We start from the raw sequence: 15,800 nt of genomic DNA, 5'->3' as shown, positions 1-15,800 counted from the left end.
GCAATGAAAGTTATTAAAAGAAATGGTCGCACAGAAGAATTGGATATTTCTAAGATTAAAAAATGCACCTCTGATGCTGTAAAAGATTTAGAAGGTGTGAATTTAAGCGAACTTGAACTCGATGCAAAGATTCAATTTCGCGATGGAATTTCAACTGAAGAAATTCAAAAAACTTTAATTAAAACCGCGGTAGATAAGATAGATATTGATTGTCCAAATTGGACCTTTGTTGCAGCTAGACTTTTTTTATTTGATTTGTATAAGAAAGTTAATGGTATGAATCGCTATAATCATTTGCGTGAATATTTTGAAAAGGGCGAAAAAGAAGGAAGAATTTTACTTGGTCTTAAAGAAAAATACGATTTAGATGATTTAAATGCTTATATTAAGCCTGAACGCGATATGCAATTTACTTATCTTGGTATTAAAACTTTATATGATAGATACTTGATTAAAGATAGTAAAGGTATGCCTATAGAACTTCCTCAACAAATGTTTATGGCCATTGCGATGTTTTTAGCGCAGAATGAATTTAATCCCCAAGAATGGGCAAAGAAATTTTATGATCTTATTTCTAAATTTGAACTCATGCTTGCAACTCCAACTTTATCAAACGCTAGGACAACGCGCCATCAACTTAGCTCTTGCTATATAGGTTCAACTCCTGATAATATTGAAGGCATTTTTGATTCTTATCAAGAAATGGCTTTGCTTTCTAAATTTGGTGGCGGTATAGGTTGGGATTGGTCTAAAGTGCGTGCTATGGGTGGAAGCATAGATGGACATAAAAACGCTGCAGGAGGGATTATACCTTTCTTGAAAATTACTAATGATATTGCCGTGGCAGTAGATCAACTAGGAACCAGAAAAGGAGCTATAGCCGTTTATATAGAACCTTGGCACATGGATATAAGTGATTTTATTGATTTGCGTAAAAATTCAGGTGAAGAAAGACGCCGTGCTCATGAACTTTTCCCTGCTTTATGGATCAATGATCTTTTTATGAAGAGAGTAAGAGCTAATGATAAATGGACTCTTTTTGATCCTGCAGATACAGCGGATTTGTGTGATTTATATGGCGAGGCTTTTGAAAAACGCTATGAAGAATATGAAAAAGATGAAAGCATTACCAAAGAAATCGTAGAAGCTAAAGAGCTTTGGAAGAAAATTTTGCTAAATTATTTTGAAACAGGCTTGCCATTTTTATGTTTTAAAGATAGTGCTAATAGAGCAAATCCAAATGCTCATGTAGGAATTATTAGAAGTTCAAATTTATGTACTGAAATTTTTCAAAATACCGAGCCAAATTATTATCAAATTAAAGTAGTTTTTGAAAATGGAGATGAGCTTCATTTTGATGAAGAACAAAAAGTTGTGACCGATGGGGGATATGAAAAACCAGCCAAAAAAATCTCAACTTTAGATAGTATTGATGGTAATAAAGTTTATATAGTGGAAAAATATAAAAATGATGGAAAAACAGCCGTTTGTAATTTAGCAAGTATAAATCTTAGCAAAGTATATACCAAAGAAGATATAGAGCGTGTTGTGCCAACGGCTATTCGTATGCTTGATAATGTAATTGATTTAAATTTTTATCCTCATAGAAAAGTAAAAGATACAAATTTAAAGTCTCGTGCCATAGGTCTTGGAGTCATGGGTGAGGCACAAATGCTTGCTGAGGCTAAGATTCATTGGGGAAGTGATGAGCATTTAAATAAAATCGATGAGATTATGGAGCAAATTAGCTTTGAGGCTATTAATGCGAGTTCAAATTTAGCTCTTGAAAAAGGTTCTTATGAAGATTTTGAAGGATCAAACTGGAGCAAGGGGATTTTTCCTATTGATGTAGCAAGTCCTAAGGCTAAAGCTTTAACTTTAAGAGAAGGTTTATTTGATCAAAGTGAATGCGATTGGGTTAAACTTAGAGAAAAAGTTAAAAAAGATGGTATGAGAAATGGTTATCTGATGGCCATTGCACCTACTTCTTCTATTTCTATCTTGGTGGGTACTACGCAGACTATAGAACCTGTTTATAAAAGAAAGTGGTTTGAACAAAATTTAAGTGGTATGATACCTGTTGTTGTGCCAAATTTAAGCCTTGATACTTGGCAATACTATACTCCAGCCTACGAACTTGATCAAAAAATTCTTGTAAAGGCTGCTGCTGTGCGTGGTAAGTGGATCGATCAAGGGCAGAGTTTAAATATCTTTTTGTCGCTCGATAAAGCAAGTGGGGGATATTTAAATGAAATTTATCAACTCGCTTGGGAGCTTGGAGTAAAATCTACTTATTATTTAAGAAGTGAAAGCCCTGATAGTGAAAAAGTCAATGTTGCAGATCGTAGCATAGAATGTGAAGGTTGCCAATAAATACTAAAACCCAATGAAAAGCATTGGGTTTTAAAAGATTAAGAATTGTAAATTTCTTTATCTAGAGCTTTTAGATTTTTTGCGGTACAAAGTGCCGAAGTCATAGTTCCTGAGACATTGCTTGCTGTTCTTGCCATATCTATAATAGGATCTATGGCTAAAATCAAACTTAGCATGACAAAATTATTACCAAATCCAATCCCTGCTAGCATAATAGAAGCTGCCATAGTTGCGCTTCCAGGTACCCCAGCTATACCCAAGGATCCAATCACAGCTACCAAAACTATCATTAAAGCAAATGTAAAATCAATATGTGTATGTGTAGCAAAAGCTACAAAAACTGCTGCTAAAGCTGGAAAATATCCTGCGCAACCATTAAGTCCTGTTGTTGTACCTATAGATGCTACAAAATTAGCTATAGCTGAATTAACTCCAAATTTATTTTGCAAAGTTGAAGTGGTCATAGGTAAAGTGCCTAAAGAAGATCTTGAGCTAAATGCAAATAACCATACAGGAAAGGCTTTTTTTGCATATTTTATAGGGTTTAACCCTTGTGAAGCAAGAAGTAAAAAATGCACCCCAAACATTATAAACATAGCTATATAAATAAGCATTATAAAAAGTCCAGCTGTTTTGATAGCTTCAAAACCATTGCTTAAAAGCACATTAGCCATCATACAAACTACAGCATAAGGCATAAATCTAATAACTGTAGCAGTCATGTTCATCATAATATTATAAAAGGTTAGGATAAAATTATGAAAACTTTTAAAGGCTTGTTCATACTCTTCTTTTTTAGAAATTTTTTTAGCACTAATTCCTATAAAAAAAGAAAAAATGACAATAGCTATAATATTTTCTTTATTAATAGCTGTAATGATGTTGCTAGGTATTAGTCCTAGTATAATATTTGAAAAAGTTTGAATTTCGCGAATTTGTTTATCTCCTTCATGTATAGCAAAATTACTTCCTAAATCAAAACTATAACCTAAAAATATACCCAAGGTTGCAGCTATGGCTGTGCTAAAGAGTATCCAAAAAAGACTTATTCCAAGCAAGGAGGATATTTTGATATTTTTATCAATTTCTATAATTACTTTTATAATGCAAATGCTTACAAGAGGAACAACTAGCATTTTTATAAAAGCTACAAAAACAGAACTTACAAATGCAAACCAATGTTTTGTTTCACTATACCAAAGAATATTACTTGCTTCTTTAGCATCTGGAAAATTTGCCAAATATTGCAAAGCAAAACCAAACCCCAAACCCATTAAAAGCGCAAATAGCATGCGAAGAGAAAAATTGATTTTTATATCCCGCATTTTTTTTAATGCGTAAAAAACAACATAAAGCATAGCAAGAGTAGTTATAGTATGAGCTTGTGAAATCATTAGAAAATCTTGAAAAAATTGTTTATCCATAAAAAGTCCTTATAAGAAACTATAATCAAGCACAAGGTATATGAAAATATACTTGCATAAAGCTTGATTTTATAAATGGTAGCATAAAAATATTTTAAATAAGATAAAATTAGTATGATTTATTCTATATCTTTATGTAAGCAATGTTCAAATATAAATTTGTGTTCTTGCGGTAAGGCTTCAAATAAAGCATTTGCTAAATTTCTAATCTCCCAAAGAGCTGATTTTGAACTACGCAAAGATATGAAATTTTGTAAACTTCTTGCATTAATCGTTAGTGTAAGTTCGGTTTTATAGCTTTCTGGTAAGCAGTATTTGGCTATATCTAGACTAATGCTTTTTTGTAAAATAGTGCGTAAATTTTCTAAGGCTTTAATGCTTGCGTTATCAACCTCTTCATTACCACAAAGCACAAGATAACGGCTTGCATTTTCAAAATCTCCTATTTTAAATTCAGCTTCATTGCGAAGTTCTTTTAAGGTATAACGCGTGCTTTTTACACTAGGACTAGTGTGACGGTGTCTTGCAACTTCTTGCAAACAAGCTCTTGAAATTCCTTGTATATAAAAAGTATAGTTTAGATGTTCTAAGGTTGAAGCGTGTTTGAATTTATTGCCCACGCGATCGATAAGTTCTTTATCTTTTTCGCCACCGCAATCGCCTTTTTCAAAGCTTTGCCAACAAGTTCTTGTTGCATGAGAACAAACAGATAATGGAGTGTGAAAAAGTAAAGTGATTTGCATGCTTATTCCTTTTTTGATAAAAATATTTTTTGTAATTCTTGCATTTTTTACTTAAAATTCTAATGAAATAAAAAGTTTTATCAAGCTATAATTAGATAAAAAAATAAGGCTTATTATCAATGAAACAAACAAAATATATTTTTGTAACAGGTGGAGTTTTAAGTTCTTTGGGTAAAGGGATAGCTGCTGCTTCTATCGCAACACTTTTAAAAAATTCAGGGCTTAAAGTGAGTATTTTAAAAGCTGATCCTTATATCAATGTTGATCCAGGCACTATGAGTCCTTTTGAGCATGGAGAGGTTTTTGTAACTGATGATGGAGCAGAAACGGATCTTGATTTGGGGCATTATGAGCGTTTTTTGGATGAGAGTTTATCTCAAGATAATAACTTTACTACAGGACGGGTTTATCAAAGTGTGATTGAAAAAGAAAGGCGTGGAGAATATCTTGGCAAAACCATTCAAGTTATCCCTCATATAGTAGGAGAAATCAAAGATCGCATTAAAAAAGCAGGAGAAGGCAAAGATATACTTATCGTTGAAATAGGCGGAACTGTTGGGGATATAGAAGGCTTGCCTTTTTTAGAAGCTATTCGTGCTTTGCGTTTGGAAGTGGGTAAAAATAATGCTATGAATATTCATCTTACTCTAGTACCGTTTATCAAGGCTGCAGGGGAATTAAAAACAAAGCCAACTCAACATAGTGTAGGCGAGTTAAGACGCATAGGCATTAGTCCTGATATGATTATTTGTCGTAGTGAAAAAGCTCTTGATAGAGATTTAAAAGATAAAATTGCTATTTCTTGTGGGGTGGAAAAAAATTGCGTGATAGAAAGTGTTGATGCGGCTAGTATTTATCAAATTCCACTTAATTTTTTAAAGCAAGATATTTTAAGCCCTATTGCTGAAATTTTGGATTTGAAAAATTTAAAACCTAATATGGAAAATTGGGATTCTTTGGTAAAAAGAGTTATAGCTCCAAGTAATGAAGTTAAAATCGCTTTTGTAGGTAAATATGTGGATTTAAAAGAAAGCTATAAAAGCCTTACTGAAGCTATTATACACGCAGGTGCAGCCCTAGATACTAAAGTGGAGTTAAAATGGGTAGATAGTGAAAAACTTGAAAATATGGAAAGTGCTGAAGTATTTAAAGATGTGAGTGGAATTTTAGTTGCAGGGGGATTTGGATATCGTGGTGTAGAAGGTAAGATAAAAGCCATTCAATACGCAAGAGAAAATAAAATTCCTTTTTTAGGAATTTGTTTGGGTATGCAGCTTGCTTTGGTGGAATTTGCTAGAAATGTATTAAAACTTAAAGATGCAAATTCAAGTGAATTTGATGAGAAATGCCAAAATCCTGTGGTTTATTTGATTGATGAATTTATGGATACAAATGGAGAAAAACAAATTCGTACTGCAAAAACTCCTTTAGGCGGAACTATGCGTTTAGGAGCTTATAAATGCGATATTAAGGAAAAATCCCTTTTGGCTAAGGTTTATAATGAAGCAAAAAGTGTAAAAGAACGCCATCGTCATCGCTATGAAGCAAATCCAAAATATAGAGCAGATTTTGAAAAACACGGTTTGATTGTAAGTGGTGAAAGCAAAGGATTGATCGAAGCAGTTGAGCTTAACTGTCATCCTTTTTTCTTGGCTGTGCAATTTCATCCAGAATTTACTTCAAGACTTGAGCATGTTAATCCTGTGATTTGCGGTTTTATCAAGGCAGCTATAAACTATGAAGATAATTAATAAAAATGAAATTAAAAAAATTTTGGCTTCACGCTTTGAAAAAGATTTGCATACCAAACTTTGTGATCTGCCTTTGCCATGCTGTTTAAAGGATGCATATAAAGCAGCTAATCGCATCAAAGAAGCTGTAGAAAAAAATGAGAAAGTCGCTATAGTAGGGGATTATGATGTTGATGGAATCATTTCTTGTGTTATTATGGCGGAATTTTTTGATGATATAGGTTTTGATTATATAGTAAGAATTCCAAATCGTTTTAAAGATGGATATGGATTAAATGCTGAGATTATCAACGAACTTGATGTAAATTTAATAATAACAGTAGATAATGGAATAGCTGCTCTTGAAGCAGCCAAACTCTGCAAAGAAAAAAATATAGATTTGATTATCACTGATCATCATATGCCTCAAGATGTTTTGCCTGATGCTTTTGCCATTATCAATCCAAAGCAAAAAGATTGTGATTTTCCAGAAATTGAAATTTGTGGAGCACAGGTAGCTTGGTATTTGATAGCGGCTTTAAAAGAAGTTTGCAAGCTTAAATACGATATGAGTAAATTTTTAGAACTTTTGGCGATTGCAATTATTGCAGATATGATGGAGCTTAGAGATTTAAATCGTGCTTTAGTAAGGCGTGGTATAGATCATATTAACAAATCCAAAAGAGCTGCTTTTAGGGCTATTAAGCATTATTATCAAAAGGATAAATTTGCTCTTGATAATATAGGGTTTTTAATTGCTCCGCTTATAAATAGTGCTGGAAGAATGGATGATGCAAGTATTTCTTATGAATTTTTACACACTAAAGATTTTAATAAAGCTTTAGAATATCTAGAGCAAATTGTTAGTTTTAATGAAAGTCGTAAAGATGAAGAAAAACAGCTTTTTGAAGATAGTTTAAATCAAATCGATGAAAACGATTCTTGTATTGTGGTATCGGGCTTAAATTGGCATGAAGGGGTTTTAGGGATTGTGGCAAGTCGTTTAGCTAAACATTTTAATAAACCTGCTTTTGTATTTTCTCAAAATGAAGAACACTTAAAAGGCAGTGCAAGAAGTGTTGGCAAGATTGATATTTTAGCTTTAATTTCTAAGACAAATTCTATATTAAGCAATTATGGCGGTCATAAAGGTGCTGCTGGAATCAGTTTAAACTCTGAAAATTTTGAACAATTTAAAAATAAAATCAAAAAAGAATGTTCGCAAATTTCTGAAAGTGAATTTTTGGATACGGATGAAATTTTAGGAATCTTAGAACCTAGCGAAATTGATTTTGAAATGCTTGAAATTTTAGAATCTTTTGAACCTTTTGGACATAAAAATCCACGACCTTTTTTTGTTTTAGAAAATCTTTGTGTAAAAAATAAAAAACTTCTAGGTAAAGATGAAAAACACTTAAAGCTTATTTTAACCAAGGAAAATAAAACCATAGAAGCTTTATTTTTTAATTTTGATAAAGAGCCAGAATTGAATCAAAATATTTCTTTGCTTGGAAGTATTTCTAAGAATGAATTTAGAGGATTAGTAACTCCACAATTTGTTATTAAAGAAATTTTATAAATTTTATAAAATTTTTATTTATTATTTATTAATATTATATAAGTTTCATTAATGAAACGAATTTTAACAAAATAAGGGGAGAATTGTGAAAAAGTTACTATTATGTGTATTAGTATTTTTATCTATAGGAGCATGTATGGCAGAAGCTAAACCAAAGATTGCTATTTTAGCAACAGGTGGAACGATAGCAGGTTCTATTGATAGTGCTGTTGCCACAACAGGTTATACAGCTGGGGTTGTTGGTGTAGATGTTTTAATCAAAGCGGTTCCACAAATTCAAGATTTAGCTAATATTAGTGGGGAACAAATAGCAAATATTGATAGTTCAAATATGCGTGATGAAATTTGGCTAAAGCTTGCTAAAGAAATCAATAAGCTTTTTGCCGAAGGGGTGGATGGTGTGGTTATAACTCATGGTACTGACACCATGGAAGAAACTGCTTATTTTTTAAATTTAACCATTAAAAGTGATAAGCCTGTAGTTTTAGTTGGCGCTATGCGTCCATCAACCGCTATAAGTGCAGATGGGCCAAAAAATCTTTACAATGCTGTAGCATTAGCTGCTGATAAAGAGTCTAAGGACAAGGGTGTTATGGTAGCTATGAATGATAAAATTTTAAGTGCTAGAGGCGTGGTAAAAACCCATAGTTTAAATGTTGATGCTTTCTCTTCTCCCGATTTTGGGGATTTGGGTTATATAGTAGATGGTAAAGTCTTTTTTTATAATAATGTTACCAAAGCTCACACAAAAAACGCTCCTTTTGATGTAAGTAAACTCACAAGTTTACCAAAAGTAGATATTCTTTATAGCTATTCAAATGATGGCAGTGGTGTCGCTGCAAAAGCTTTATTTGAACATGGAGCTAAGGGCATAGTTGTTGCAGGAAGTGGTGCAGGAAGTATACATGAAGATCAAAAAAATGTTTTAAAAGAGCTTATAAAAAAAGGACTTGATGTTGTTGTAAGTTCAAGGGTTGTAGCAGGTCGTGTTGCTGTGAGTGATTCAGATGAAAAATTAGGTTTTATCAGTGCTGAAGATTTAAATCCTCAAAAAGCAAGAGTTTTGCTTATGTTAGCGCTTACAAAAACAAGTGATCCTAAAAAAATTCAAGAGTATTTTTTAAAATATTAAAATTTTTTAAATATTTCTAAACTTAGGGAATTTATCTTCCCTAAGTCAAGCCTTTCAATCCTATTAATAGTATATTTTTTATTATCATTTAAAATAACCCCCCCCCGCCATTTTTTAACCCACCAAATACTTATATAAATACTTACACAAATATTTATATTGTTTAATCCCTCTTTAAGTTTAATTGGTTATACTTTCATTTCCTTTTTTGAAAAAAGGACTTAAAATCTTTTAAATTATAAAGTTTCATTAGCTTACGTAGATTTTATAAATTAACTTTATTTTAGATTTTTTAAGTTTTTAAATTATTTGAGTTTTTAACTTTCTTAATTTTTTAATTTAAAGCTAAAAAGTTTTATTTATAAATCTTAGTTTTTTAATTTAAAAACTTTTCTTTTAAAAATGATTTTTTGTTTTGTTCTTTTAACTTAGTATTGTTATTCAAATCTTATTAGTCAATCTTTGAAATCTAAATAAGTGATCGATTGAGCCAGAAAGATTTAGGCATAAGCAATTATGTAAAATCTATTCAATCTAATTTAAAAAGATTAAAAGCTTTTCTTTTAATCTTTTATAACTTTTTCTTTGAAGAAAAAGATTAAACTATCTATAAAAGTAATAAGGTTTATCTCTTTAATACAATCTAAGTAGTTTATCTATTAGGTTGGCGGGGTAGGCCTTTAGCTTGCTTCTTAGTCAAGGCTTTGCCTTGATGCTAAAGAAGGTTTATTATGGAGAGTTTGATCCTGGCTCAGAGTGAACGCTGGCGGCGTGCCTAATACATGCAAGTCGAACGATGAAGCTTCTAGCTTGCTAGAAGTGGATTAGTGGCGCACGGGTGAGTAAGGTATAGTTAATCTGCCCTACACAAGAGGACAACAGTTGGAAACGACTGCTAATACTCTATACTCCTGCTTAACACAAGTTGAGTAGGGAAAGTTTTTCGGTGTAGGATGAGACTATATAGTATCAGCTAGTTGGTAAGGTAATGGCTTACCAAGGCTATGACGCTTAACTGGTCTGAGAGGATGATCAGTCACACTGGAACTGAGACACGGTCCAGACTCCTACGGGAGGCAGCAGTAGGGAATATTGCGCAATGGGGGAAACCCTGACGCAGCAACGCCGCGTGGAGGATGACACTTTTCGGAGCGTAAACTCCTTTTCTTAGGGAAGAATTCTGACGGTACCTAAGGAATAAGCACCGGCTAACTCCGTGCCAGCAGCCGCGGTAATACGGAGGGTGCAAGCGTTACTCGGAATCACTGGGCGTAAAGGGCGCGTAGGCGGATTATCAAGTCTCTTGTGAAATCTAATGGCTTAACCATTAAACTGCTTGGGAAACTGATAGTCTAGAGTGAGGGAGAGGCAGATGGAATTGGTGGTGTAGGGGTAAAATCCGTAGATATCACCAAGAATACCCATTGCGAAGGCGATCTGCTGGAACTCAACTGACGCTAAGGCGCGAAAGCGTGGGGAGCAAACAGGATTAGATACCCTGGTAGTCCACGCCCTAAACGATGTACACTAGTTGTTGGGGTGCTAGTCATCTCAGTAATGCAGCTAACGCATTAAGTGTACCGCCTGGGGAGTACGGTCGCAAGATTAAAACTCAAAGGAATAGACGGGGACCCGCACAAGCGGTGGAGCATGTGGTTTAATTCGAAGATACGCGAAGAACCTTACCTGGGCTTGATATCCTAAGAACCTTATAGAGATATGAGGGTGCTAGCTTGCTAGAACTTAGAGACAGGTGCTGCACGGCTGTCGTCAGCTCGTGTCGTGAGATGTTGGGTTAAGTCCCGCAACGAGCGCAACCCACGTATTTAGTTGCTAACGGTTCGGCCGAGCACTCTAAATAGACTGCCTTCGTAAGGAGGAGGAAGGTGTGGACGACGTCAAGTCATCATGGCCCTTATGCCCAGGGCGACACACGTGCTACAATGGCATATACAATGAGACGCAATACCGCGAGGTGGAGCAAATCTATAAAATATGTCCCAGTTCGGATTGTTCTCTGCAACTCGAGAGCATGAAGCCGGAATCGCTAGTAATCGTAGATCAGCCATGCTACGGTGAATACGTTCCCGGGTCTTGTACTCACCGCCCGTCACACCATGGGAGTTGATTTCACTCGAAGCCGGAATACTAAACTAGTTACCGTCCACAGTGGAATCAGCGACTGGGGTGAAGTCGTAACAAGGTAACCGTAGGAGAACCTGCGGTTGGATCACCTCCTTTCTAGAGTACAAAGTAATAAGTCTCACCACTATTACTTCAATATATAAACTCAATTGATTCTTGTTTAGATTTCAAAGATTGATGATAAAGCTAATTGTTTATGGGGAATTAGCTCAGCTGGGAGAGCGCCTGCTTTGCACGCAGGAGGTCAGCGGTTCGATCCCGCTATTCTCCACCATTTATTAAGGGCCTATAGCTCAGCTGGTTAGAGTGCACCCCTGATAAGGGTGAGGTCACAAGTTCAAGTCTTGTTAGGCCCACCATAAAAAAGATTTGAATAAAAAAGCTTTAAAATCTAAAGCAAGTATATAAAGTAGATTAAATATAAAATATAAACTCTATACTTAGATTTATTTTTATCTTTAGCTATAAAAGAATATACTTTAAATAGATATAAGTAGCATATACATTATGTATTTATATTTATAATGATTATATTAATATATATATATACTTCCTTTAGGTTTTAAACCTAAATGTTCTTTTTAATTATCATTGTTAAGAGTCACAAGCAAGTTTTAATAAAAACAATTTTACAGGACTTGTTAAAGGATAAAACCTATTTATCTTTTCTTTGGTTTAACTTATATCTTTTAATTATCTTTATTTCTATAATAAAGAGAATATTAGATTTAAGATTTGTAAATTAAAGACAAGTTTCAAACTCACAGCTTAGTTAAGACTAAATCATTTAGTTCTATATTAAGTGTTTGAATGCTTTCCGTCTTAAGATAAAGAAGTCTTATCATAAAAACTTTAACAAGGAAGTGATGCGTTTTAGAATCAATAAAAAAGGTAGAAGTTAGGTTATATCTAACTTTTATGCAAATTGTTTTTTTAGCGATTAAGAATTGAAGCTTTATCTACATTAATTTTTTAATGAATGTTTAGTTTATTTCGTTTTAAGCCTAATATCTTTTAGGTTGGCGGGGTAGGCCTTTAGCTTTGGTTCTTTAGGATGAGCTTTGCTCATCTGCTAAAAGAACATCAAAAGGTAAGCTACTAAGAGCGAATGGTGGATGCCTTGACTGGTAAAGGCGATGAAGGACGTACTAGACTGCGATAAGCTACGGGGAGCTGTCAAGAAGCTTTGATCCGTAGATTTCCGAATGGGGCAACCCAATGTATAGAGATATACATTACCTATATAGGAGCGAACGAGGGGAATTGAAACATCTTAGTACCCTCAGGAAAAGAAATCAATAGAGATTGCGTCAGTAGCGGCGAGCGAAAGCGCAAGAGGGCAAACCCAGTGCTTGCACTGGGGGTTGTAGGACTGCAATGTGCAAGAGCTGAGTTTAGCAGAACATTCTGGAAAGTATAGCCATAGAGGGTGATAGTCCCGTATGCGAAAAACAAAGCTTAGCTAGCAGTATCCTGAGTAGGGCGGGACACGAGGAATCCTGTCTGAATCTGGGTCGACCACGATCCAACCCTAAATACTAATACCAGATCGATAGTGCACAAGTACCGTGAGGGAAAGGTGAAAAGAACTGAGGTGATCAGAGTGAAATAGAACCTGAAACCATTTGCTTATAATCATTCAGAGCACTATGTAGCAATACAGTGTGATGGACTGCCTTTTGCATAATGAGCCTGCGAGTTGTGGTGTCTGGCAAGGTTAAGCAAACGCGAAGCCGTAGCGAAAGCGAGTCTGAATAGGGCGCTTAGTCAGATGCTGCAGACCCGAAACGAAGTGATCTATCCATGAGCAAGTTGAAGCTAGTGTAAGAACTAGTGGAGGACTGAACCCATAGGCGTTGAAAAGCCCCGGGATGACTTGTGGATAGGGGTGAAAGGCCAATCAAACTTCGTGATAGCTGGTTCTCTCCGAAATATATTTAGGTATAGCGTTGTGTCGTAATATAAGGGGGTAGAGCACTGAATGGGCTAGGGCATACACCAATGTACCAAACCCTATCAAACTCCGAATACCTTATATGTAATCACAGCAGTCAGGCGGCGAGTGATAAAATCCGTCGTCAAGAGGGAAACAACCCAGACTACCAGCTAAGGTCCCTAAATCTTACTTAAGTGGAAAACGATGTGAAGTTACTTAAACAACCAGGAGGTTGGCTTAGAAGCAGCCATCCTTTAAAGAAAGCGTAATAGCTCACTGGTCTAGTGATTTTGCGCGGAAAATATAACGGGGCTAAAGTAAGTACCGAAGCTGTAGACTTGCACACAACTTAGATTATTTAAGTTGAGAATATAAAAAACTAAGTTATATGTTTTAAGTTATATTTTTACTGATTTTTATAGAGTAAAGATAGAAATAAAACTTAGTAAAATCAATAAAAATATTCTTAGGCTAAAGTTAAGTAGTTTAAGTTGTGTGCAAGTGGTAGGAGAGCGTTCTATTTGCGTCGAAGGTATACCGGTAAGGAGTGCTGGAGCGAATAGAAGTGAGCATGCAGGCATGAGTAGCGATAATTAATGTGAGAATCATTAACGCCGTAAACCCAAGGTTTCCTACGCGATGCTCGTCATCGTAGGGTTAGTCGGGTCCTAAGTCGAGTCCGAAAGGGGTAGACGATGGCAAATTGGTTAATATTCCAATACCAACATTAGTGTGCGATGGAAGGACGCTTAGGGCTAAGGGGGCTAGCGGATGGAAGTGCTAGTCTAAGGTCGTAGGAGCTTATACAGGCAAATCCGTATAAGAACACTCCGAGAACTGAAAGGCTTTTTGAAATCTTCGGATGGATAGAAGAACCCCTGATGCCGTCGAGCCAAGAAAAGTTTCTAAGTTTAGCTAATGTTGCCCGTACCGTAAACCGACACAGGTGGGTGGGATGAGTATTCTAAGGCGCGTGGAAGAACTCTCTTTAAGGAACTCTGCAAAATAGCACCGTATCTTCGGTATAAGGTGTGGTTAGCTTCGTACTAGGATTTACTCCGAAAGCGAAGAAACTTACAACAAAGAGTCCCTCCCGACTGTTTACCAAAAACACAGCACTCTGCTAACTCGTAAGAGGATGTATAGGGTGTGACGCCTGCCCGGTGCTCGAAGGTTAATTGATGGGGTTAGCATTAGCGAAGCTCTTGATCGAAGCCCGAGTAAACGGCGGCCGTAACTATAACGGTCCTAAGGTAGCGAAATTCCTTGTCGGTTAAATACCGACCTGCATGAATGGCGTAACGAGATGGGAGCTGTCTCAAAGAGGGATCCAGTGAAATTGTAGTGGAGGTGAAAATTCCTCCTACCCGCGGCAAGACGGAAAGACCCCGTGGACCTTTACTACAGCTTGACACTGCTACTTGGATAAGAATGTGCAGGATAGGTGGGAGGCTTTGAGTATATGACGCCAGTTGTATATGAGCCGTTGTTGAGATACCACTCTTTCTTATTTGGGTAGCTAACCAGCTTGAGTTATCCTCAAGTGGGACAATGTCTGGTGGGTAGTTTGACTGGGGCGGTCGCCTCCCAAATAATAACGGAGGCTTACAAAGGTTGGCTCAGAACGGTTGGAAATCGTTCGTAGAGTATAAAGGTATAAGCCAGCTTAACTGCAAGACATACAAGTCAAGCAGAGACGAAAGTCGGTCTTAGTGATCCGGTGGTTCTGTGTGGAAGGGCCATCGCTCAAAGGATAAAAGGTACCCCGGGGATAACAGGCTGATCTCCCCCAAGAGCTCACATCGACGGGGAGGTTTGGCACCTCGATGTCGGCTCATCGCATCCTGGGGCTGGAGCAGGTCCCAAGGGTATGGCTGTTCGCCATTTAAAGCGGTACGCGAGCTGGGTTCAGAACGTCGTGAGACAGTTCGGTCCCTATCTGCCGTGGGCGTAAGAAGATTGAAGAGATTTGACCCTAGTACGAGAGGACCGGGTTGAACAAACCACTGGTGTAGCTGTTGTTCTGCCAAGAGCATCGCAGCGTAGCTAAGTTTGGAAAGGATAAACGCTGAAAGCATCTAAGCGTGAAGCCAACTCTAAGATGAATCTTCTCTAAGCTCTCTAGAAGACTACTAGTTTGATAGGCTGGGTGTGTAATGGATGAAAGTCCTTTAGCTGACCAGTACTAATAGAGCGTTTGGCTTATCTTTAATAAAGCATCACTTCCTTGTTAAGGTTTTTATAAAGCTTTGAATGTTTTATATGAAATATTTATATAAACATTATGTTTTTAAGCTAATAAAATCTTTCAAGTAAAGTTTATATTAGAACTTGCTCTTAACATTGTTTTTTAAGTATTCTATATAAAAACTTATCAAAGATAAAAGATAAGTAAAGAAGAAAGAAAAACAAAAGAAGAAAGAGAATAAAGAAAAAAGTAAAGAAATAAAAAGATTAAGCTTTATTTTTTAAATTCAATCTTTCAAAGAATATTTAAATAACAATGTCCGTGATTATACAGATGTGGAAACGCCTTGCTCCATCCCGAACCAAGAAGCTAAGCACATCGTGGGTGATGATACTACGCCTTACTGGCAGGGGGAAAGTAGCTCATTGCGGACTTGTTAAATGTCTTCATTACTTACTTTATATATAAATCCTATGTTTATTTTTATTGTTGTTTTAGATGACACTTAGAATAGTGTTTAAAAAAGAGTTTGTTGCTGGTTAGGGTTTTT

The 15,800-nt window shown here is 35.8% G+C and carries 6 protein-coding genes, 2 tRNA genes and 3 rRNA genes; 9 read left to right on the top strand and 2 right to left on the bottom strand.

The annotated features are described in order from the left end of the window. Positions 1–3: 3 nt before the first annotated feature. Positions 4–2,373, top strand: coding sequence for a ribonucleoside-diphosphate reductase subunit alpha (locus AJ886_RS06430; RefSeq protein ID WP_070287425.1), 2,370 nt, complete (start codon positions 4–6; stop codon positions 2,371–2,373). A gap of 38 nt (positions 2,374–2,411) precedes the next feature. Here AJ886_RS06430 and AJ886_RS06425 read toward each other — a convergent pair whose 3' ends face one another. Together AJ886_RS06425 and thyX are read right to left on the bottom strand one after the other, a co-directional pair. Beyond that, positions 2,412–3,797 (bottom strand): cation:dicarboxylate symporter family transporter, encoded by a 1,386-nt coding sequence (locus AJ886_RS06425; protein WP_070287424.1) that lies wholly within the window; start codon positions 3,795–3,797, stop codon positions 2,412–2,414. 119 nt (positions 3,798–3,916) lie between these two features. Continuing rightward, positions 3,917–4,540: an FAD-dependent thymidylate synthase gene (gene thyX / locus AJ886_RS06420; RefSeq protein WP_002853111.1), complete on the bottom strand. Its 624-nt coding sequence runs from the start codon at positions 4,538–4,540 to the stop codon at positions 3,917–3,919. A gap of 119 nt (positions 4,541–4,659) precedes the next feature. On the opposite strand from thyX, the gene AJ886_RS06415 reads away from it, so the two are divergent. From AJ886_RS06415 to rrf, 8 genes are all read left to right on the top strand, one after another. Then, positions 4,660–6,291, top strand: coding sequence for a CTP synthase (locus AJ886_RS06415; protein WP_002860871.1), 1,632 nt, complete (start codon positions 4,660–4,662; stop codon positions 6,289–6,291). Beyond that, on the top strand, positions 6,278–7,849 hold the full coding sequence (recJ, locus tag AJ886_RS06410; protein WP_002866784.1) for a single-stranded-DNA-specific exonuclease RecJ: 1,572 nt from the start codon (positions 6,278–6,280) through the stop codon (positions 7,847–7,849). The genes AJ886_RS06415 and recJ overlap by 14 nt, the downstream gene beginning before the upstream one ends. Positions 7,850–7,934: 85 nt before the next feature. Then, the gene (locus tag AJ886_RS06405; protein ID WP_083265156.1) at positions 7,935–8,981 is read left to right on the top strand and encodes a type II asparaginase; all 1,047 of its coding nucleotides are present in this window, start codon (positions 7,935–7,937) and stop codon (positions 8,979–8,981) included. A 728-nt stretch (positions 8,982–9,709) separates the two neighbouring features. Then, positions 9,710–11,222, top strand: a 16S ribosomal RNA gene (locus AJ886_RS06400). Between the two features lie 102 nt (positions 11,223–11,324). After that, a tRNA-Ala gene (locus tag AJ886_RS06395) sits at positions 11,325–11,400 on the top strand. An 8-nt stretch (positions 11,401–11,408) separates the two neighbouring features. Beyond that, positions 11,409–11,485, top strand: a tRNA-Ile gene (locus tag AJ886_RS06390). 729 nt (positions 11,486–12,214) lie between these two features. Beyond that, positions 12,215–15,272: ribosomal RNA gene (locus tag AJ886_RS06385) — 23S ribosomal RNA — on the top strand. Between the two features lie 295 nt (positions 15,273–15,567). Beyond that, positions 15,568–15,684 (top strand): 5S ribosomal RNA (gene rrf, locus AJ886_RS06380). Together the 16S, 23S and 5S rRNA genes with 2 tRNA genes alongside form the textbook arrangement of a ribosomal RNA operon. The last annotated feature ends 116 nt before the right edge of the window (positions 15,685–15,800 follow it).

Source organism: Campylobacter sp. BCW_6465, assembly GCF_001762815.1.
In the GTDB taxonomy this organism is placed as follows: domain Bacteria; phylum Campylobacterota; class Campylobacteria; order Campylobacterales; family Campylobacteraceae; genus Campylobacter_D; species Campylobacter_D jejuni.
This window is presented reverse-complemented; position numbering and strand designations above follow the sequence as displayed.

What these genes read in the sequence shown, in the direction of transcription:
- recJ (WP_002866784.1), top strand. Translation starts at nt 6,278, where the DNA reads ATGAAGATAATTAATAAAAATGAAATTAAAAAAATTTTGGCTTCACGC.
- AJ886_RS06415 (WP_002860871.1), top strand. Translation starts at nt 4,660, where the DNA reads ATGAAACAAACAAAATATATTTTTGTAACAGGTGGAGTTTTAAGTTCT.
- AJ886_RS06425 (WP_070287424.1), bottom strand. Translation starts at nt 3,797, where the DNA reads ATGGATAAACAATTTTTTCAAGATTTTCTAATGATTTCACAAGCTCAT.
- thyX (WP_002853111.1), bottom strand. Translation starts at nt 4,540, where the DNA reads ATGCAAATCACTTTACTTTTTCACACTCCATTATCTGTTTGTTCTCAT.
- AJ886_RS06430 (WP_070287425.1), top strand. Translation starts at nt 4, where the DNA reads ATGAAAGTTATTAAAAGAAATGGTCGCACAGAAGAATTGGATATTTCT.